The sequence below is a fragment of the Pseudomonas fluorescens genome (assembly GCF_041354075.1).
Lineage (GTDB): Bacteria > Pseudomonadota > Gammaproteobacteria > Pseudomonadales > Pseudomonadaceae > Aquipseudomonas > Aquipseudomonas fluorescens_CE.
On the sequence record NZ_JARZGC010000023.1, the window covers coordinates 1 to 17895 of the forward strand.

Genomic DNA, 17895 nt, shown 5'->3' on the forward strand with positions numbered 1-17895 from the left:
TCGCCGATGGTAGTGTGGGGTTTCCCCATGTGAGAGTAGGTCATCGTCAAGATTAAATTCCGAAACCCCTATCTGCGCATGCAGGTAGGGGTTTTGTTTTTGCGCGTCATAAAAGCTCATCAACCCCGCACAATTTTGCACAGTTATTTTGGTCTCATGACATTAGAATGAGTCGAATCTATCGGAGCCAGTGCCTTTATGTCAGATCCAGTTGACGCCTCCGGGCTGTCAGAACTACCGCTGGACGACCTGGTCGCGTGCCATGAATGCGATCTGCTGATGCGCAAACCGACACTCGCCCATGGCGAAAAGGCGCTGTGCCCGAGATGTGGTTATGAGCTCTACGCCCATCGTTACAACGTGGTTCAACGCAGCCTGGCCTTGGTCATTGCTGCGCTGTTGTTGTACATCCCGGCGAACTTTTTACCCATCATGCAGCTCAATCTCCTCGGGCAATCCGCGCAAGACACCGTCTGGAGTGGCGTTCTCGGGCTGTTCAACAGCGGCATGACAGAAATTTCGGTCGTCGTTTTCCTGTGCAGCATGGCCATCCCGCTGCTCAAATTGTTGTGTCAGCTGACGGTGTTGCTGAGCATTCGCTTCGACATCGGTCGCAGCTACGGATTGTTGCTCTATCGCATTTATCACCACATGCGCGACTGGGGCATGCTTGAGGTCTATTTCATGGGCGTACTGGTGGCGATCGTCAAGCTGGCCGATATGGCTGCACTCACCGTCGGCCTTGGTCTGGCGTGTTTTGTCGGATTGTTGTTGGTCCAGGTCTGGTTGGAAGTGGTGATGTCCCCCCACCAGATCTGGCAGGCTTTATCAGGAGAGGATGCCCATGCGGGCGATTGATGCGGGCATTTTGATTTGTACCGAATGCCACGAGCTGAACCGGCAGGAGCCTGACACCGACGAACAGACCTGCACCCGCTGCGGTGCGCTGGTTCATGCCCGTCGCCCAAACAGCATCGTGCGCACCTGGGCGCTTCTCATCACGGCCGCGATTCTCTACATACCGGCCAACGTCCTGCCGATCATGACAGTGACCTCCCTGGGTCAGGGCGATCCCAGCACCATCATGTCGGGTGTGATCCAGTTGGTTCAGCACGGCATGATCCCCATCGCCGCCGTGGTGTTCATCGCCAGTATTCTGGTGCCGACCTTCAAACTGGTGGGCATCGCGTTGCTGCTGTTCTCGGTGCAACGCCATCAACCGCTTTCGGCGCGACAGCGCATCTGGATGTACCGCTTCATCGAGTTCATCGGCCGTTGGTCGATGCTCGATATCTTTGTGATCGCCATCCTGGTGGCCGTTGTGAATTTCGGACGGCTTGCCAGTGTCGAAGCCAATCTTGGCGCCATCGCTTTCGCCAGTGTGGTGATTCTGACGATGCTTGCCGCAGTAACTTTCGATCCCCGACTGATTTGGGATAACACGGAGTCGGACGACGACCATGACTGATCTGCCTACAGCGAAAACCCGACCGGCTTCCAACTGGTCTGCGATCTGGGTGTTGCCTCTGATTGCCCTGATCATCGGTGGCTGGCTCGGCTGGCGTGCCTATAACGAAACCGGCATCGAGATTCAGGTGCGTTTCGAAAGCGGTGAGGGTATCCAGGCCAACAAGACGGAAATCGTCTACAAAGGCATGTCGGTGGGCAAGGTCAAAGCCCTCAAGCTCGATGACGAAGGCGCTTCCAAGGCGGTGATCGCCACCGTTGAAATGAACAAGGACGTCGAGCAATACCTGCGCACCAGCACCCGTTTCTGGCTGGTCAAACCGAGTGTGACCCTGGCCGGTATTTCCGGCTTGGAAACCCTGGTCTCGGGCAACTATGTCGCGATCAGCCCGGGGGAAGGAGAGCCCACGCGCAAGTTCAAGGCATTGGCCGAGGAGCCACCGCTTTCAGATGCGCAACCGGGCCTGCACCTGACCATCAAGGCTGATCGCCTCGGTTCGCTGAACCGTGGCAGTCCGGTGTTCTACAAACAGATCAGGGTGGGTCAGATCAAAAGCTACGTGCTGTCCGACGATCAAAGTACCGTTGAACTCAAAGTCTTCATCGAGCCGACCTACGCCAAGCTGGTGCGTAAACACACGCGTTTCTGGAACGCCAGCGGCATCAGCATCGACGCCAACCTCTCTGGTGTGAAGGTGCGCAGCGAGTCCCTGGCCAGCATCGTCGCCGGCGGTATTGCCTTCGCCACCCCGGAGAACCGCAAGGACAGCCCTCCCACCGATCCGAGCCTGCCGTTCCGTCTCTACGAAGATTTCGACGCGGCGGCGGCCGGGATTCGGGTCAAGGTCAAACTCAGCGATTTCGAAGGGTTGCAGGCCGGTCGTACCCCGGTGATGTACAAAGGCATTCAGGTGGGCAACCTGAAAGCGTTGAAGATCGATCCTGATCTGTCCGGTGCTTCGGCCGAGCTGACCCTGGACCCGCTGGCCGAAGATTATCTGGTCGAAGGCACGCAGTTCTGGGTGGTCAAACCTTCGATTTCCCTGGCGGGTATCACCGGCCTGGAAGCCCTGGTGAAGGGTAACTACATCGCCGTGCGTCCGGGCGACAAAGGCGCCACGCCGCAACGTGAGTTCATCGCCCGCGCCAAGGCGCCGCCGCTTGATTTGCGCTCACCGGGCCTGCACCTGGTGTTGTTCACGGAGAACCTGGGGTCGCTGGATGTCGGCAGCCCGGTTCTCTATAAGCAGGTCAAGGTGGGCTCGGTACAGAGTTATCAGTTTTCGCGGACCAAGAAGCAGTTGGTGATTGGCGTCCACATCGAGAAGGAATATGAAGGTCTGGTCAACGCTTCGACCCGTTTCTGGAACGCCAGTGGCATCACGCTCACGGGGGGGCTGACCGGCGGCATCCAGGTCAAGAGTGAATCGCTGCAAAGCCTGATGGCGGGCGGTATCGCGTTCGAGACGCCTGTAGCGAAAGCGCCCTTGCAGAAGCGTATTCCGCGTTTCCGCCTGTTCGCCAACCATGACGAAGCCAATCAGAAAGGCGAAGTGGTCACGATCAAGGTGGATCGCGCCGACGGCCTGCGCAGTGGCACGCCCATCCGGTTCAAAGGCCTGGATGTGGGCAAGGTCGAAGATGTCGATCTCAGCGATGACCTGCAATCGGTGCTGCTGACCGCGCGCATTACCGAGGTGCCGGAGCGTATCGCCCGGGTCGGCAGTCAGTTCTGGGTGGTCAAGCCGGAGCTGGGCCTGATCAAGACGTCCAATCTGGAAACCCTGGTGACGGGTCAATACATCGAAGTCCAGCCCGCCGCCAAGAGCGCGGGGCCGCAAAAGAATTTCGTCGCCCTGGCCACGCCACCCGAGTTGGTCAAGCCGGAAGACGGTCTGAGCCTGGTGCTGAGCGCGGCTCGCCGTGGATCGTTGAAGGTCGGTGTGCCGGTGACCTACCGCGAGGTCACCGTCGGCAAGGTCACTGGCTATGAGTTGGGCCAGACGGCGGATCGCGTGCTGGTGCATATCCTGATCGAGCCGAAGTACGCGCCGCTGGTGCGCAGTGGCACGCGTTTCTGGAACACCAGCGGTTTCGGTTTCGACTACGGCCTGTTCAAGGGCGCGACGGTGCGCACCGAATCGCTGGAGACCCTGTTGCAGGGCGGCATTGCGTTTGCCACTCCGGACGGGGACCGCATGGGAGGACCGGCAAGACCGGAGCAGACATTCCCGTTGTTCGACAAGTTCGAGGATGAATGGCTGACCTGGGCGCCGAAGATTTCGCTCGGCAAGTAGATTGTGGGTGGCAGGGCGGGCCTCATCGCGGGCAAGCCCGCTCCCACAGGAATCACAGGTGTGATTCAGCCCTCAAGACGACGCAAACGAAAAGGCCGCGATCCAGATGGATCGCGGCCTTTTCATTGCCGGCGACTAACGCGGATCAGACCGCATCCAGCTCCGGTTCATCTGACTCCACGCGAACCACAGCCTTCACCTCGTCATGGCGACGGATGTACTTCCAGTCCGCCTCGTCGATGTAGATGCCGCTCGGCCCGCTGCCACCTTCCAGGTCGATCGCGACACTGGCGCAGACCTGTGGTTTCACACTGGCCAGAATCGGCACGAAGCCCAGTTGCAGGCTGGTTTCCAGCAGCGCGGCCTGGTTCTTCTCATCGATGTCGGCCGCTTCGTCGAGGTAGTACGGCAAGCGCACGCGGCCAGCCTGGTCGCGGTCCATCAAGTGGAGCAACAGGTACATGTTGGTCAGCGCCTTGATGGTCATCGTCGTGCCGTTGGACGCCGCACCGTCGATGTCGGTGTGAATCACCGGCTGGCCGTTGACCTTGGTGATTTCGAACGCCAGCTCGAACAGGTCCTTGAGCCCGAGCTGGTTGTGGTTCGCCGCCACCAGGCGCGCCAGGTATTCCTTGGCCTCTTCGTTCTTGTTGTCCTGCTCGGCACTCTGGCTCAGGTCGAACACGGAGAGGGTTTCGCCCTCTTCGTACTGGCCGGCGCTGTGGATGATCTGGTCAATGTGCTTGAGGGCTTCCTTGTTCGGTGCGAGCACGATACGGAAGCTCTGCAGGTTGGACACCTGACGCTTGTTGATCTCGCGGTTGAACAGCGCCAGTTGATGCTCGAGGCTGTCGTAGTCGCTGCGGATGTTGCGCAGGGTCCGGGCGATGTCGGTGACGGCGGCGCGACGAGCCTTGCCCAGGGTCAGGGCTTCGTCGGTGCGGTGTGCATATGCGTTGATCAGCAGTTGCAGGCGACGCTCCATGTCGTCTTCGCTGTCGAACTTGGCCACGCCCTTGAGGCGCACTTGGGCGTACAGCGCCTCGATCTGGCCGTCGCTGCGTTGCAGGCCTTGCCAGCTGTCCTGATAGTCATTGAGCAGCGGCAGCAGGTTGTCCATGGAGTCGTCGATCGGGTCCATGAACGGTGTGCCGAACGGCATGTCCGCCGGCAGCAGCTGACGGCGACGCAGGGCATCGTCGAGGGTCCGTTGCTTGGCTTCCATGTCGCCGATTTGGCGGCCGACCAGTTGCAGCTTGGCCGACAGTTGCTGGACGCGTTCGGTAAACGCATCGCTGGAGCGTTTCAACTCGTCCTGCGCGGCTTCCATCTGCGCCAGTTGCTCCAGCTTGTCGCCTTCTTCGGCGCTCAGGGTCTGCGAGCGGCGGAAATCTTCCAGGGCTTTCTGCGCATCCAGCACTTGCTGGTACAGCGCTTCGGTCTGGGTCTTGCTCGCCGCGCGGTCGGCGGCCACGGCTTGCTGGGTTTTCAGTTGCTTGAGTTCTTTTTCCAGACGCTCTTTCTGATCGCGCAACGCCGCACGGTCCGCCAGGGCTTGCAGCGCTGGAGGTTCGATGTGCGAGAGGTCGATGGACAGGCCCGGCACTTCGAAGCGCTCGCCCTTGAAGCCGTCGAGGATCAGCTCCATGGATTTGACCCACTGCCCGTCTTCGTCCAGCGCGATCCCATGCTCGCCCAGCGGCAGGCTGAACAGCGCGCTGTTGAACAGGCGCATCAGGCGCTCGACGTCCTGCTGGGAGAACTCTTCGCGCAGGCGTGCATAGCTGTTGTTGTCGGCATGATCGAGTTGCTGCTTGACCGACTTCAGGCGTTTTTCCAGATCCCGCAGGCGCTCGTCCAGATCTTCGGCAGAGAACTGCCGCGATTGTGCCAGCGCACCGGCCAGTTCGTCGTGCGCGTCCTTGGCCGCGAGCAGTTGTTGCTCCAGCACCTTGACGTCGTCGACCAGGGCGAAGCGGTTCTTCAGTACCGAGAGTTCGCCCAGCCAGCGCTGGATACCGCTGATTTCCCGCTCCAGGCGCATCAGTTCCTGGGTGCCGCTGCGCTGATCGTTTTGCAGGGCGTCCTGTTCGTTGCGGTAGTGCTCGGCCTGAAGGGTCAGCTCTTCCTTGCGCGCACTGGCGTAGTCCGACCAGGTGCCCAGCAACGAGTCGAGCACCGGCGAAATCCGGTGCAGCTTGCCGCGCAGGATGTTGCGCTGGGCTACGCCTGCTGACAGGGCTTCGACCAAAGGGCCGGCGGTGACCAGCGAGTTGTAGTCCTGCTCCATGCGCCGGACATCGCGGAAGGCTTCCTCGCACGCGGCGATGTAATCGACGCTGCCGGAACGCAGGCTGTGTTCGAAGGCATCGAGGAACAGCTGCTTGAGCTTGGCCGCCGTGATTTCGCGCATGTGCAGCAGGTTGATGAACAGCGCGCGGAAGGTCTTCAGGCTCTGTTCACTGGTGGAGCGTAGCGGGATCAGGGTCAGGTCCAGGGGAATCGACGTGTGGCCACCGACCAGCAAGCGCCGCAATTCATCCGGCTTGAGCTCGTAGGCTTTCAGGCCTTCGCGTTCGAGGTTGGTGAACAGTTCTTTCTGGCGCAGGCAGGTGTCGTTTTTCTGGTAATGCGCCAGGTCCAGCTTGCCGGCATAGGCGAAGAACTGGTGACCGAAACCACCGCCCGGGCCGCGACCGACGACGCCGATCACGTGCGGGCCGTGGGGCAGCGACACTTCGACGAGGATGTAGCTGGTGTCCGAGGCGAAGTAGAAGCGCCGGGATTGTTCCAGGCTGTACTTGCCGAAACTCATGTCCGACATGCGCGCCAGGATCGGGAACTGCAAGGCGTTGATCGACGCGGATTTACCGAGGTTGTTGGCGCCGTAGACCGACAGCGGTTCTTCCAGCGGGAACAGGCCCAGGCTGTAACCGGCCGTGTTCAAAAGGGCGAAGCGGCGAATGCCGTAGCGTTCCTTGCTCATGCGTCGGTCTCCTGTTCTTCGGCAATGGCGCGGGCGAGGGCGTCTTCTTCGCTTTCCTCGACGCTCTCTGCGTCAAATTCGCTCAAGTCCAGCGGATCATCGGTTTGCAGCAGTTTTTCATCGCTGTCCTCATCGATCAACACCGGCGCCGGCAACGGCAGCACGCTGTGCAGGCTGGCGGCCAGGTCGCGGTCCTGCTGGACCGACAGGCAGACGTCGAGGAAGCGGTGCATCGGCGGCAGGAAACGGTAGACACCGTTGTCTTCGCTGGCGAAACCGAGCTGAGTCATGCGGCGCATGATTTTTTCTTCGAGTTCTTCCTGGGTCTGGACCTCGGCCTGAATGAACAGGTCGCGGTACTTTTCCAGCAGCGACGGCAATTCGTCGCGACCGAGGCTGCCGCCGTCGAGCACGGCGATCGGGTCACGGCCCTGGTCGGCCAGGTGTTCGACGAGAATGAAGGTGAACAGCGCCAGGCGTTGCGCGGTCTTGTTTACCGCCGCTGCGGCAAGGTCCGGCACGAAGTAGTAGAAACCCCGGGTGTCGCAGACCAGCTCAAAGCCCAGGGCCTTGAACAGGGTGCGGTACTGGTCCTGGAAGTTCGACAACTGGGCGTACAGCTCCGGATCGCGGCGACTGACGTGATAGCCCTTGAACAGCTCGCGAAAGATCGGCGCCAGCTGGGACAGTTCGGATAGATCAAGATGCATGGGGAGTGCTCGCAGAATCCTCGGCGGCGGTGTCGCGGGCCGAGAGCAGGGCGAAGGAGCGCAGGCTGACCTGGTGCTCGTGAGTGTGGTAGTCGCGGCGTTCCAGACGCTCGCGTTTGAAGCGTTTCTCCCGCGACAGGCGCGAGAACCAGTAGAGCAATTCGTCGGTCGCGCCGTCCGGTTCCTGCTCCAGCAGCCAGGTCATCAGGTCCGGCATCGGCAGGGCGTCTTCGCAACGCTCGAGCATTTCCCGCACGGTGCGGGGTGCGCGCGGCGCGCTGCCGCCCGTATGGGATTTGTGGGCCTTGGGGAAACGGGCCGGTTTCGGTTCGAAGCGGGCCAGCGCATAGACGTAGGCTTCGACCTGGCTGGCGCTGCCGAGGAAGGTGCTTTGCGGCCGGGTGAACATCGGCATCGCTGCTTGCGGCACCGCGTCGATGCCCTTGCGGCGGATGGCCGACAGCGCCAGGGCGGCGCCTCGGGTCACGGCGTTGTGGCGACGGGCTTCCTCACGCAGTGGCAGCAACAGCTCGCGAGCGTGACGCAAGGTCAACTGGGCGCTGGTCTGCATTTCGAGGATGCGTGCGTGGGTACGCAGCAGCATGTCGTCATCGACCAGATGCCCGAGGCGCTGCTGCTCGGTGAGCATTTTCAGCAGCACGGTCTCGACCTTGCGCACGCCTTGTTCGAAGGCGCCGTCGGCGTTCACCAGTTGAATCATCGGTTCGACGTATTCGTCCCAGGTCGCCAGCACCTCGGCGTAACGCTGGCGCAAGGGAATCTGCCGGTCGCTGGTCTTCGCCCGTTCGGCGACGGCCACCAGGGCCTGTTCGTCGTTGGCGAGTTTCTTCAGCACATCGCGTACGCGCATGTCGAGCAGGCGCAGCTGGCGCGCCAGGTCGTGACCGTCGCGCACGTCGAAGGCGTCCTGGATGTAACCGGCCAGGCGTTCAAGGTGACGCAGGTAGGCTTCGATTTCCAGGCACAGGCCCAGGCGGTGCTCGCGACGCAGGTAGGCCAGGAAATCATGGATCTGTGCGTTGAGTTCGAAACGGTTCGGGCTTTTCGCCACGGGAACCAGGATGTCGAGGCGGATCCACACGTCCAGCAGGTGGGTGATGTCCTGCGGCGTGCTGTCGATCTGCTGGGTGGCCAGTTGCGCGCGCAGTTCGTTGAGGCTCAGTGTGCCTTGGTCGAAGTGCTCGCACAGTGGCTCCAGAAGTGCCCAGTGTTCAGCGAGGGCGCGCAAGACGCGCTTGGGTTCGATCATCGGAATGGCCGGCTGGTTGGCGATTAAAAGCCGCGATTGTACTGCATCGCAGCCATGTCGATTCACTCTCGGGACGGGCTGTCGCCATTTTTCATCGGTGCAGAGGCTGTCGGGTGCAGCCTGTCGATCAACAGCGCGGGCGATCTTGAGCGAAGGGCGGTAGAATCAGCGCACTTTAGTTATCCACAAGTGGCCGACCTTTGCTTATCGAGTCTCGTCGCCGTGCCTATCTGACCGCCATGCAGGTGGTCAACTGGCTGCCGCGTACTGAATTGCCCTTCGCCGCCCCTTCGCGGCCCGAGTTGCTGGAGATGCCTGCGCCGCTGGCCGAAGCTCCGGTTGCGCCGGCGCCTGTGGCCGAAACGCCCGTTGCACCCGTGGTCAAACCGGCCGAGCGGGTGAAGATCGAGGTGCCCCGGCCAACGTTGGCCAGCACTCGTACCAACGCGAAGGTCGAGGAAGAGGAGGCCCCGGTCGCGGTCAAGGCCCCGGTCGTACCGCCGCCGCGATTCGCCCTGCAACTGCTGCGCGCCGGCCGTTGCCTGCTGCTGGTGGAGTTACCCACAGGGGAGTCCTTCCAGAGTCGCGATCCGGCCTACCTGCTGCTCAAGGACATGCTTCGCGCCGCCGGTTTGCCGGACAGCCCGCAGATTGTCGGTGAACCGGTGCGCTGGCCGTTGCTGGCCCGAGGCACGATGGACCAGGGCCCGGACGCGGCGCGCGACTTCGTGCAGGGCTTTCTCTCGGCCCGGCTGGAAGATGCGCCCTGTGTCTGCGTCTGGCTGATCGGTCTGCCGGCGGTGCGTTTCGCCGGTGAGGCCAATGCCGAATCGTTCAACCGCGAGCTCCAGGTCGACGGCCTGGGCTCGGTCTGGGCTCTGCCCGGCCTCGAATTGTTAATGGAAGAGCCACAGCGTAAGGCTGATGTCTGGCAAGCCATGCGTCGGCTGATGGCGCGCTGGAAAGAATCGAATGAATGACGCTGTAACGTTTCGCCCGATGACCGAGGCTGACCTCGACGCTGTGCTGAAAATCGAATATGCGGCGTACAGCCACCCCTGGACTCGCGGCATTTTTCTCGACGGACTGGGTAAATACCAGATCTGGCTGATGTTCGAGGGTTCGCAGCAGGTCGGGCACGGTGTGGTGCAGATCATCCTCGATGAAGCGCACCTGCTGAACATTACCGTCAAGCCGGAAAACCAGGGCCGGGGCCTCGGCTTGACCCTGCTCGAACACCTGATGTCGATCGCCTGCGAAGCCGAGGCGCGGGAGTGTTTCCTGGAAGTGCGCGACAGCAATCGCTCGGCGTTTCGGCTCTACGAGCGCTTTGGCTTCAACGAGATTGGCCGGCGCCGGGATTACTACCCGGCGGTGGGTGGGCGTGAGGATGCCGTGGTCATGGCCTGCACCCTGGTGCCATAGGCTTCACAACGCATAGCGAGCAGGCTCGCTGCCACAATGAAGTCCTGTGGCAGACAGAATGTGGGTGCGAGCCTGCTCGCGATGGCGGGCTATCGATTCCCATCCAGAGGGTCGCGCCGCGCCAGTTCTTCTTCATCCAGCCCGTTACCCCCGCCGATGTCATCCTCATCGACGATGCTCAAATCCCAGTCGGCGCGACGGTCCTCACCCGCCTCGTGCGCATCCCGCGCGCCATCTTCACGTATCAAGGTCTCCGGGCTCAGGTCGTCGTCGGTTGATTCATGGTCAGGCGTCGATGCGCCGGTCATGCCCGCTTCACGCCCCCGTTCCTCCGGCAGTTTTTGTCGGCGTTCCGATTCCGGCAGTTCATCACCGATTCTGGCGCTGGGTTCTTCCTCATCGAAATCCAGCTCATGCATCGAGCCCATGCGGTCTTCGTTGTCGTCGATGGGCTCCGGTTGCACCGCATCGTACGGACGTCGTGAATCAGTCATGGCAATTCCTCATACTGTGGTCCTTACTTCGGTGGACCCACTGGGCTGCCCAGAATTCCACCGACGTGGAACACCGGTAAAATGCATCAGCGGCATTCTGCATCGGATGCGTGACCCCGACGGGCGGTTGTCTGTCAAACCAGCGCACCATTATCGAGGCTTCATGCATGAACGAATTACAAGATCTGATTGAAAACAACGCGCGCTGGGCTGACGCGATCACCAAGGAAGATCCTGATTTTTTCGCCAAACTGGCTCGTCAGCAGACACCTGAGTACCTGTGGATCGGCTGTTCCGATGCCCGTGTGCCGGCGAACGAGATCGTTGGCATGCTGCCTGGCGACCTGTTCGTCCACCGCAACGTGGCCAACGTGGTGCTGCACACCGATCTCAACTGCCTGTCGGTGATCCAGTACGCGGTCGACGTGCTCAAGGTCAAGCACATCCTCGTCACCGGCCACTATGGCTGCGGTGGCGTACGGGCCTCCATGCAGGACCGTCAGTTCGGCCTGATTGATGGCTGGTTGCGCTCCATTCGCGATCTTTATTATGAAAAACGCGAAGAACTGGCCGCTCTGGCGACCGAGGAAGAACGGGTCGACCGCCTGTGCGAACTCAATGTCATCCAGCAAGTGGCCAACGTCGGGCACACCAGCATTGTGCAGAATGCCTGGCACCGTGGGCAGAAGCTGTCGATTCACGGCTGCATCTACGGCATCAAGGACGGTCGCTGGAAGAGCCTCAATGCGACTATCAGTGGCTTCGAACAGTTGCCGCCGCAGTACCGCCTGCGACCGCTCGACGCTCAGTAAACCCCTTCAGCCAAAGCGGGGACGACGCCAGTTGCGAAAAAACAGCTGGCCATTGGCATTCGGCATTTCGTCGTAGCCGGTGATCCAGCCTCGGCAATTCGGACAACTGCAGCGGCAGGCGAACTGGCGCTGCAGTTTGTCTTCGGTCGTGGCGAGATCCATCGTCAAGCGGTCGCCTTTGCTGATGTCCTTCAGCGCCCATAACCACAAATCAGCCATGTCGAGAAACACGGTAGGGTCGCAACTGTGGTTAAGCAGGCTGCAGAAGAACGGGTCGTAGACATGGATTCCCGGCGCAAGCTGGCGGGTGTGCGAACAGCGGTAGGGGAGCAGTTGCCCGGAAACCCGGCAGATTCGGCCCAGGCGCAGGAAGTCGCGCAGGGCCGTGACTCCGACCGGGAAGCCCCTGGCGTTGTAGATGATTTCGAAATCATTCCTGGACGGGAAACCCCTGTAGACGGGTAGCTCCCTGAAGGGATAGATACCGTCGGGCGGCGTTCTGGTCACCGGCTGTCGCGTCTGGGTTGTCATAACGGTCCCTGTTGGCTGCGTGCTGCGACCTCCTTCAGCTGACATCCTGTCAACCCTGCGGCACATGGGTGTGGCCCAAGCCTCTCGCAAATAAGCCCTTCGGTCTACTGTCATAACTGACAGGAGAAATCGGCGCATTCCCCTGTCAGCCTGGACTTACACGGGAATGCGCGCCCGTTGGCTTACAGGTGCGCTTCCACCGGGATCGCGGTGGCTGGCGCTGGAGCCTTGAGTTGCTTGAGTTGAACCTTGACCGGTGCCGATGCGCATTTGGCCGAGGCTTGCGCGGGCGTCAGGTTGCGAATCGAGGTGTAGAACAGCTGGCAGGTCTTGTCCGCCTGGGCCACTTGCCAGGTCTGGGTGCAGCTTTTCAGTTCAAGATCGGGATTGCTGTCCAGATCGCGGGCCATGGCGGCCTGCCAGCACGCCGCACTCAAGTCCTGACCCATGGTTTTCAGGCCGGCGGCATCCGCCTGGGCCTGGGCATCCTTGCCGGTGTAGCTGGCCGGATCGGCGGCGTACCAGATGTAGCTCGGGTGGTTGGCACCCAGCACCGGCACCTTGAGCGCTCCCGTCGGGTTGATGCTGACCAGGCCCAGCACGTTCACGGTCGGCCCGTATTGCTGCTTGATCCAGGTGCGCACGGGCGAGCCGAAGGCGACCATGGGCAACGCCGTGCCGCTGGCGTTCTGGCTGAGTTGTTTGACCATGGTGGTCTGGTAGTCCTTGAAGTAGTCGTAGACCCCTTCCAGATCCTTGCCCGCATTGGAGGGCGCGGCAATCGGCGCGATGTCGATGATGGTCTGGTAGGCCGGTGTCTGTTCGGTAGCGACGCCGTTGACCGTCAACAGCGAAGCCCAGCGATCGGTAGTGGCCGACTTCAGGTAGTCCTGCGCCTGGGTCAACGAATAGTCCGGCGGGAAGTGCAGCAACTCGACGCTTCTACGGTTTTCCAGGGCCATGCCCAACGGCAGGAACAGGTACCAGTTATAGGCCCACTTGCCATCGGCGTTCAGTTTGCTGGCGCCGGTGTAGGCCAGGTCGCCCGCATCGAGCAGCGCTGCCAAAGGCTTTGCATAGCCGCTGGGCACGCCAGTGATTTCGGCGTGCAGCTGACCGTTATCGGTCTTGACCAGCACCTTCGCGTCGGCATAACCATCGCGCTGCGCACTTTGCGTCAGGTAGTGCTCGACGGTTTGTTCCAGCGTCCAGTTGCGAAAGCAGATCACGTTGCAGTTATTGGGATAGGCGAACAGCCGGGTGACGCGTTCGGTACTGCCCAGCCTCAGGTCGGTGGCGGCGTGGGCGGCGGTGCTCAGGGTGAGGGCAGCAAGAGTCAGTCCAGCGAGTTTCAACATGCTCAGATCCTTTTCAGCTCGATCCCGTTGGTAGGAGATGCACAGCATAGTGGATCAACTGCGTCGCACAGAAGTGCCGGCTCGCCGTCACCTGGCCGCGAGCCGGACGAGGGTTGAAGCGTTACAGCAGCTTCAGGGCCAGATGGGTGCCCGCGCGCAGGTACTCGACCTGTGCGAAGACAGCATCCTTGACGATGGCCTCGCCGGTATCGGACAGCTTGGCTTTTTTCGCATCGATGATGGACGTCTGCGCCAGTTGCATCACCACGTCCATGGCCTTTTGCAGGGCGGTCAGGTTGTTGTGCAGGCCAAACTCGCGGACCACGGCGTCCATTCGCCGGTCCGCGTCATCGCGCAGTTTCCGGTATTCGGTAAACGAAACCCTGCCATCGGCATAGATTTCGTTAAGCATCTCTTCCAGCGTTTTTGATATTAAAGACATGTTCGAAGTCATCCTCGGTCAGTGCTGTTGACGCGTTGAAGGGTTGAGCTGTCGGAGTCTACTCAACGCGTCACGGGCAAGAGATAGGACGCGCCCGAGGTTGATGTCAGGCGCAATCGAACGGGTCTGTAGGACGAGTTGCACCCGAGCTGACGCGGGTGCAATCAACAGCCTTTATGGCATCACGGGCGGCGTGTAAGTCAGTGTCGTGCCCAGCGCCCAGAGCAAAAACAGCACCAGCGGTGTATGCACCAGCAGTTGCACGAAGGAGAAGCCGATCAGGTCCCGCGCTTTCAGGCCGAGCACACCCAGCAGCGGCAGCATGTAGAACGGGTTGATCAGGTTTGGCAGTGCCTCCGCCGCGTTGTAGATCTGCACGGCCCAGCCCAGGTGGTAGTTGAGGTCGTTGGCCACCTGCATCACATAGGGCGCCTCGATGATCCATTTGCCGCCGCCCGACGGAATGAAGAACCCGAGGATCGCCGAGTACACGCCCATCAGCAGCGCGTAGGTGTCGTGGGAGGCGATCTGCACGAAGAAGGTCGAGATGTGGTGCGCCAGGGTCTGCGCGTCGGTGCCTTTGACGGTGGTCATCAGGGCCGCGATCGAGCCATACAGCGGAAACTGGATCAGCACACCGGTGGTGGTGGGCACCGCGCGTGCCACCGCATCGAGGAAGCTGCGCGGGCGCCAGTGCAGCAGCGCGCCCAGCATGATGAACAGGAAGTTATAGGTGTTCAGCCCGGAAATCGCGGTGATTGCCGGTTTGGTCGAGAACTCGTGGAACAGCCATCCGGCGGCCAGCAGCACCAGCACGATGGTCAGCAGCGGGCTATGTTCCAACCATTCGCCGGGACGGGTGCGTGGTTGCAGTGGCGGCAGGTTGAAGCTCGGGTCGACGCCACAGGCCTGGGCATCACGGGCCGATTTCGGTCCCGGCGCGGTCGCGTAGGCAATGATCAGCGAGATCACGATCAGCGCCAGTAGCATCACGCCGGACTGCCAAAGGAAGATCGTTTGCGTGAACGGGATGACCCCGGTAATCGACAGGATCGACGGCGGCAGGCTGCCCGGGTTGGCTTGCAATTGCGCGGCCGACGACGACAGGCCCAGGGCCCACACGGCACCAAGGCCCAGATAGGCGGCGGCGCCGGCTGCACGGTAATCCATTTTCAGGTCGGTTCGACGGGCGAGGGCACGCACCAGCAAGCCGCCGAATACCAGCGACAGGCCCCAGTTCAGCAGGGACGCGACCATGGAGATCAGGGCGACCCAGGCGACGGCAGAGCGGCCGTTTTTGGGGATTCGCGCCAGTCGATCGATCAGCTTCACCGCCGGCGGCGAGCTGGCCACGACATAACCCCCAATCACCACGAACGCCATCTGCATGGTGAACGGGATCAGGCTCCAGAAGCCGTCACCAAAGGCCATGGCGGCGTCGGTGGGTTTGGCGCCCATGAACAGGGTGGCGACGGCGACGATGATCACCGCCAGCGCGGCGAACACCCAGGAGTCGGGGAACCAGCGTTCGGCAAAGTTGGAGCAGCGAAGGGCAAAGCGGGCGGAGCGGGTATCTTCGATATCAGCGGCCACAGGAATACCTCGATTTTTATGTTTGTCATGGTCTTCAGGGCTGCAAGGGCCCGTCTGGACAGGTGATCACAGTAAAACAATCGGTCATGTTTTGTGACGAAGTTTTAGCGTTTCGGGACTTTGGTCTAATGGGTTGTCCGCAGGCACTTTTGCGTAGACCATGGGCGCCTTGGATTTATGCCTGCACCAGAGTTCTTTTGATGACTGCCCATAACGAAACGCGCCCGGCACCGTTCAGCCGCTCGGACTACAAGACCCTTGGTCTTGCGGCCCTTGGCGGCGCGCTGGAAATCTACGATTTCATCATCTTCGTTTTTTTCGCCCTGACCCTCAGCCAGTTGTTTTTCCCGCCGGAAATGCCCGAGTGGCTGCGTCTGCTGCAAAGTTTCGGGATTTTCGTCACCGGTTACCTGGCCAGGCCACTGGGCGGGATCCTGATGGCGCATTTCGCCGACCGGCTGGGGCGCAAGAAGGTGTTCAGCCTGAGCATTCTGATGATGGCGCTACCCTGTCTGCTGATCGGGATCATGCCGACCTACGCCCAGATCGGCTATTTCGCGCCGCTGCTGCTGTTGGCCCTGCGCATTTTGCAGGGGGCCGCCGTCGGGGGCGAGGTGCCGAGCGCCTGGGTGTTCGTCGCCGAGCATGCGCCGGCCGGGCATCGCGGTTACGCCTTGGGCTTTTTGCAGGCGGGGCTGACCTTCGGCTACCTGATTGGCGCGTTGACCGCTTCTTTCCTGGCGCAGGCGTTCACCCCGGAGCAAATCCTCGATTACGCCTGGCGCTACCCCTTCCTGCTGGGGGGCGTGTTTGGCGTGATAGGTGTGTGGCTGCGTCGCTGGCTCAGTGAGACTCCGGTGTTCATGGCCATGCAGGCCAAACGCGAGGCCGCAGTCGAGTTGCCATTGCGCACGGTATTGCGTGAACATCGTCTGGCGATTCTGCCGGCCATGATCCTCACCTGTGTCCTGACCTCCGCAGTGGTGGTGTTCGTGGTCATCACGCCGACCATGATGCAGAAAACCTTCGGCATGACCGCCAGCCACACCTTCGCGCTCAGTGCCCTGGGCATTGTGTTTCTGAACATCGGTTGCGTGCTGGCCGGTTTGCTCGTCGACCGCATCGGTGCCTGGCGCACGGTGATGCTGTACAGCCTGCTGTTGCCGCTGGGCATTGGCCTGCTTTACACCTGCCTGATCATCGGCGGCCACTGGACCGGTCTGGCGTACGCGATTGCCGGGCTCGGCTGCGGCGTGGTCGGCGCGGTGCCGTCGGTGATGGTCAACCTGTTTCCGGCTCGGGTTCGTGTCTCGGGGATTTCCTTCACGTACAACATCGCCTACGCCGCGTGGGCGAGCATCACGCCGCTGTTGTTGATCGGCCTGATGCCCTGGAGCCCGTGGATCTGCGTGATTTTCTGCACCGTGATGGGCGCGGTGGGCGTGAGCAGCGCCCTGTATTTCGGGACACGGCTGCCGAAAACCGCCAGTTGTCCGGCGGCCGGTGTCATCTGAAGTCAGGTCGACGCTTGCCGTTGTAACGCGCTTTCTGTCGGACAATCCTGAAGTAGGCTTCAGAAAATACCGCGAATGCCGATGGCTAGGCTGTAAGCCGCTTTCCATTCCTGCCATCGGTGCTTTCCCATGTTCAACAAACGCTTGAAGCAAGAACTGTCGGATCTTCGCGAAGAACTTTCCTGCCTGAAGCAAGTGAAGGAAAGCCTCGAAAGCGAGATGCTTGTCTTCACGCTTGACGCCGATGCACGGATTCAATCGGTGAACCCGAATTTCATCAGTGAGATGCTCTATACGGAGCACGACCTGGTCGGCCGCCCGCTCGAGGACTTCGTGCCGGCCCACGTCAAGTCCAACGAGTTCCACCTGCGCTTCAAACAAGCGCTGACCCGTGGCGAGCATTTTGTCGGGGCGGTGCGCCTGTTGCGGGGCAATGGCCAGGAAGCCTGGTTGCGTTCGATCCTGCAGCCTGTGCGGTCCTCGGATGGCAAGATCAGAAGTTTCTCGATTTTTTCCAGCGACCTCACCCGCACGATCGAGGCCTCGCGTGAACACGAAAACCTGATCGGCGCGCTGGTGCGTTCGACGGCGGTGATCGAGTTCGATCTGCAAGGCCACGTGCTGACGGCCAATGACCGGTTCCTCAACGCCATGGGTTACAGCCTGGCGCAGATCAAGGGCAAACATCACCGCACCTTCTGCGACGCGCAGGAGTACAACAGCCCCGAGTATCAGGATTTCTGGCGTCGCTTGAACGCCGGCGAGTTCGTGGCCGGGCGCTTCAAGCGTGTCGACAGCCATGGACGGGATGTGTGGCTGGAGGCGTCCTACAACCCGGTGATCGACGCCAACAACAAACTCTACAAAGTGGTGAAATTCGCCACCGTGATCACGGATCAGGTCAACCAGGAGTTGGCGGTCGCCGAGGCGGCCAACATTGCCTACGGCACCTCGCAACACACTGACCAGAGTGCGCAGCGGGGCACGACCGTGGTG

General features: G+C 61.2%; 15 protein-coding genes and 1 pseudogene. 8 read left to right on the top strand and 8 right to left on the bottom strand.

Annotated features, from left to right (window positions below; all coding sequences use genetic code 11):
• The first annotated feature begins 198 nt into the window (after nt 1-198).
• Genes QIW53_RS22820 through QIW53_RS22830 form a run of 3 tightly spaced genes read left to right on the top strand, consistent with a single transcriptional unit; the run spans nt 199 to nt 3764 of the window.
• The gene (locus tag QIW53_RS22820) at nt 199-858 is read left to right on the top strand and encodes a paraquat-inducible protein A (protein WP_371051844.1); all 660 of its coding nucleotides are present in this window, start codon (nt 199-201) and stop codon (nt 856-858) included.
• Nucleotides 845-1468: a paraquat-inducible protein A gene (locus tag QIW53_RS22825; RefSeq protein ID WP_371051845.1), complete on the top strand. Its 624-nt coding sequence runs from the start codon at nt 845-847 to the stop codon at nt 1466-1468. The genes QIW53_RS22820 and QIW53_RS22825 overlap by 14 nt, the downstream gene beginning before the upstream one ends.
• Nucleotides 1461-3764, top strand: coding sequence for a PqiB family protein (locus QIW53_RS22830; RefSeq protein ID WP_371051846.1), 2304 nt, complete (start codon nt 1461-1463; stop codon nt 3762-3764). Before QIW53_RS22825 ends, QIW53_RS22830 begins: the two co-directional genes overlap by 8 nt.
• A gap of 145 nt (nt 3765-3909) precedes the next feature.
• Here the strand turns inward: QIW53_RS22830 and mksF are convergent, their stop codons facing one another.
• From mksF to mksB, 3 genes are read right to left on the bottom strand one after another with little or no spacing between them, the layout of a single operon-like run.
• Complete coding sequence (gene mksF, locus QIW53_RS22835) at nt 3910-6750, bottom strand: Mks condensin complex protein MksF (protein WP_371051847.1); 2841 nt, start codon at nt 6748-6750, stop codon at nt 3910-3912.
• Nucleotides 6747-7460 carry an Mks condensin complex protein MksE gene (gene mksE, locus QIW53_RS22840; RefSeq protein WP_371051848.1) on the bottom strand — a complete coding sequence of 238 codons (714 nt, stop codon included), beginning with the start codon at nt 7458-7460 and terminating at the stop codon, nt 6747-6749. Before mksE ends, mksF begins: the two co-directional genes overlap by 4 nt.
• Nucleotides 7450-8730: an Mks condensin complex protein MksB gene (gene mksB / locus QIW53_RS22845; protein WP_371051849.1), complete on the bottom strand. Its 1281-nt coding sequence runs from the start codon at nt 8728-8730 to the stop codon at nt 7450-7452. The genes mksE and mksB overlap by 11 nt, the downstream gene beginning before the upstream one ends.
• A gap of 239 nt (nt 8731-8969) precedes the next feature.
• Between mksB and QIW53_RS22850 the strand changes: the two genes are divergently transcribed.
• Nucleotides 8970-9710, top strand: coding sequence for an energy transducer TonB (locus QIW53_RS22850; RefSeq protein ID WP_371051918.1), 741 nt, complete (start codon nt 8970-8972; stop codon nt 9708-9710).
• Nucleotides 9703-10155, top strand: coding sequence for a ribosomal protein S18-alanine N-acetyltransferase (gene rimI, locus QIW53_RS22855; RefSeq protein ID WP_201196924.1), 453 nt, complete (start codon nt 9703-9705; stop codon nt 10153-10155). The genes QIW53_RS22850 and rimI overlap by 8 nt, the downstream gene beginning before the upstream one ends.
• Nucleotides 10156-10244: 89 nt before the next feature.
• On the opposite strand, the gene QIW53_RS22860 is transcribed toward rimI, so the two are convergent.
• Nucleotides 10245-10649: a serine kinase/phosphatase gene (locus QIW53_RS22860; RefSeq protein ID WP_201196922.1), complete on the bottom strand. Its 405-nt coding sequence runs from the start codon at nt 10647-10649 to the stop codon at nt 10245-10247.
• A 167-nt stretch (nt 10650-10816) separates the two neighbouring features.
• Between QIW53_RS22860 and can the strand changes: the two genes are divergently transcribed.
• Nucleotides 10817-11461, top strand: coding sequence for a carbonate dehydratase (gene can / locus QIW53_RS22865; RefSeq protein WP_371051850.1), 645 nt, complete (start codon nt 10817-10819; stop codon nt 11459-11461).
• 6 nt (nt 11462-11467) lie between these two features.
• On the opposite strand, the gene QIW53_RS22870 is transcribed toward can, so the two are convergent.
• From QIW53_RS22870 to QIW53_RS22885, 4 genes are all read right to left on the bottom strand, one after another.
• Nucleotides 11468-11992 (bottom strand): lysine methyltransferase, encoded by a 525-nt coding sequence (locus QIW53_RS22870; protein WP_371051851.1) that lies wholly within the window; start codon nt 11990-11992, stop codon nt 11468-11470.
• A gap of 182 nt (nt 11993-12174) precedes the next feature.
• Entirely contained in the window at nt 12175-13350 is a 1176-nt protein-coding gene (locus QIW53_RS22875; protein WP_371051852.1) for a hypothetical protein, read from the bottom strand.
• A gap of 121 nt (nt 13351-13471) precedes the next feature.
• Nucleotides 13472-13792 carry a hypothetical protein gene (locus QIW53_RS22880; RefSeq protein WP_371051853.1) on the bottom strand — a complete coding sequence of 107 codons (321 nt, stop codon included), beginning with the start codon at nt 13790-13792 and terminating at the stop codon, nt 13472-13474.
• 174 nt (nt 13793-13966) lie between these two features.
• Entirely contained in the window at nt 13967-15385 is a 1419-nt protein-coding gene (locus QIW53_RS22885; protein ID WP_371051854.1) for a short-chain fatty acid transporter, read from the bottom strand.
• 200 nt (nt 15386-15585) lie between these two features.
• On the opposite strand from QIW53_RS22885, the gene QIW53_RS22890 reads away from it, so the two are divergent.
• Nucleotides 15586-16899, top strand: a complete 1314-nt coding sequence (locus tag QIW53_RS22890; RefSeq protein ID WP_371051855.1) for an MFS transporter — start codon at nt 15586-15588, stop codon at nt 16897-16899.
• Between the two features lie 219 nt (nt 16900-17118).
• Nucleotides 17119-17799 (top strand): annotated as a pseudogene (locus QIW53_RS22895) (PAS domain-containing protein); the annotation flags it as partial.
• Nucleotides 17800-17895 lie beyond the last annotated feature (96 nt).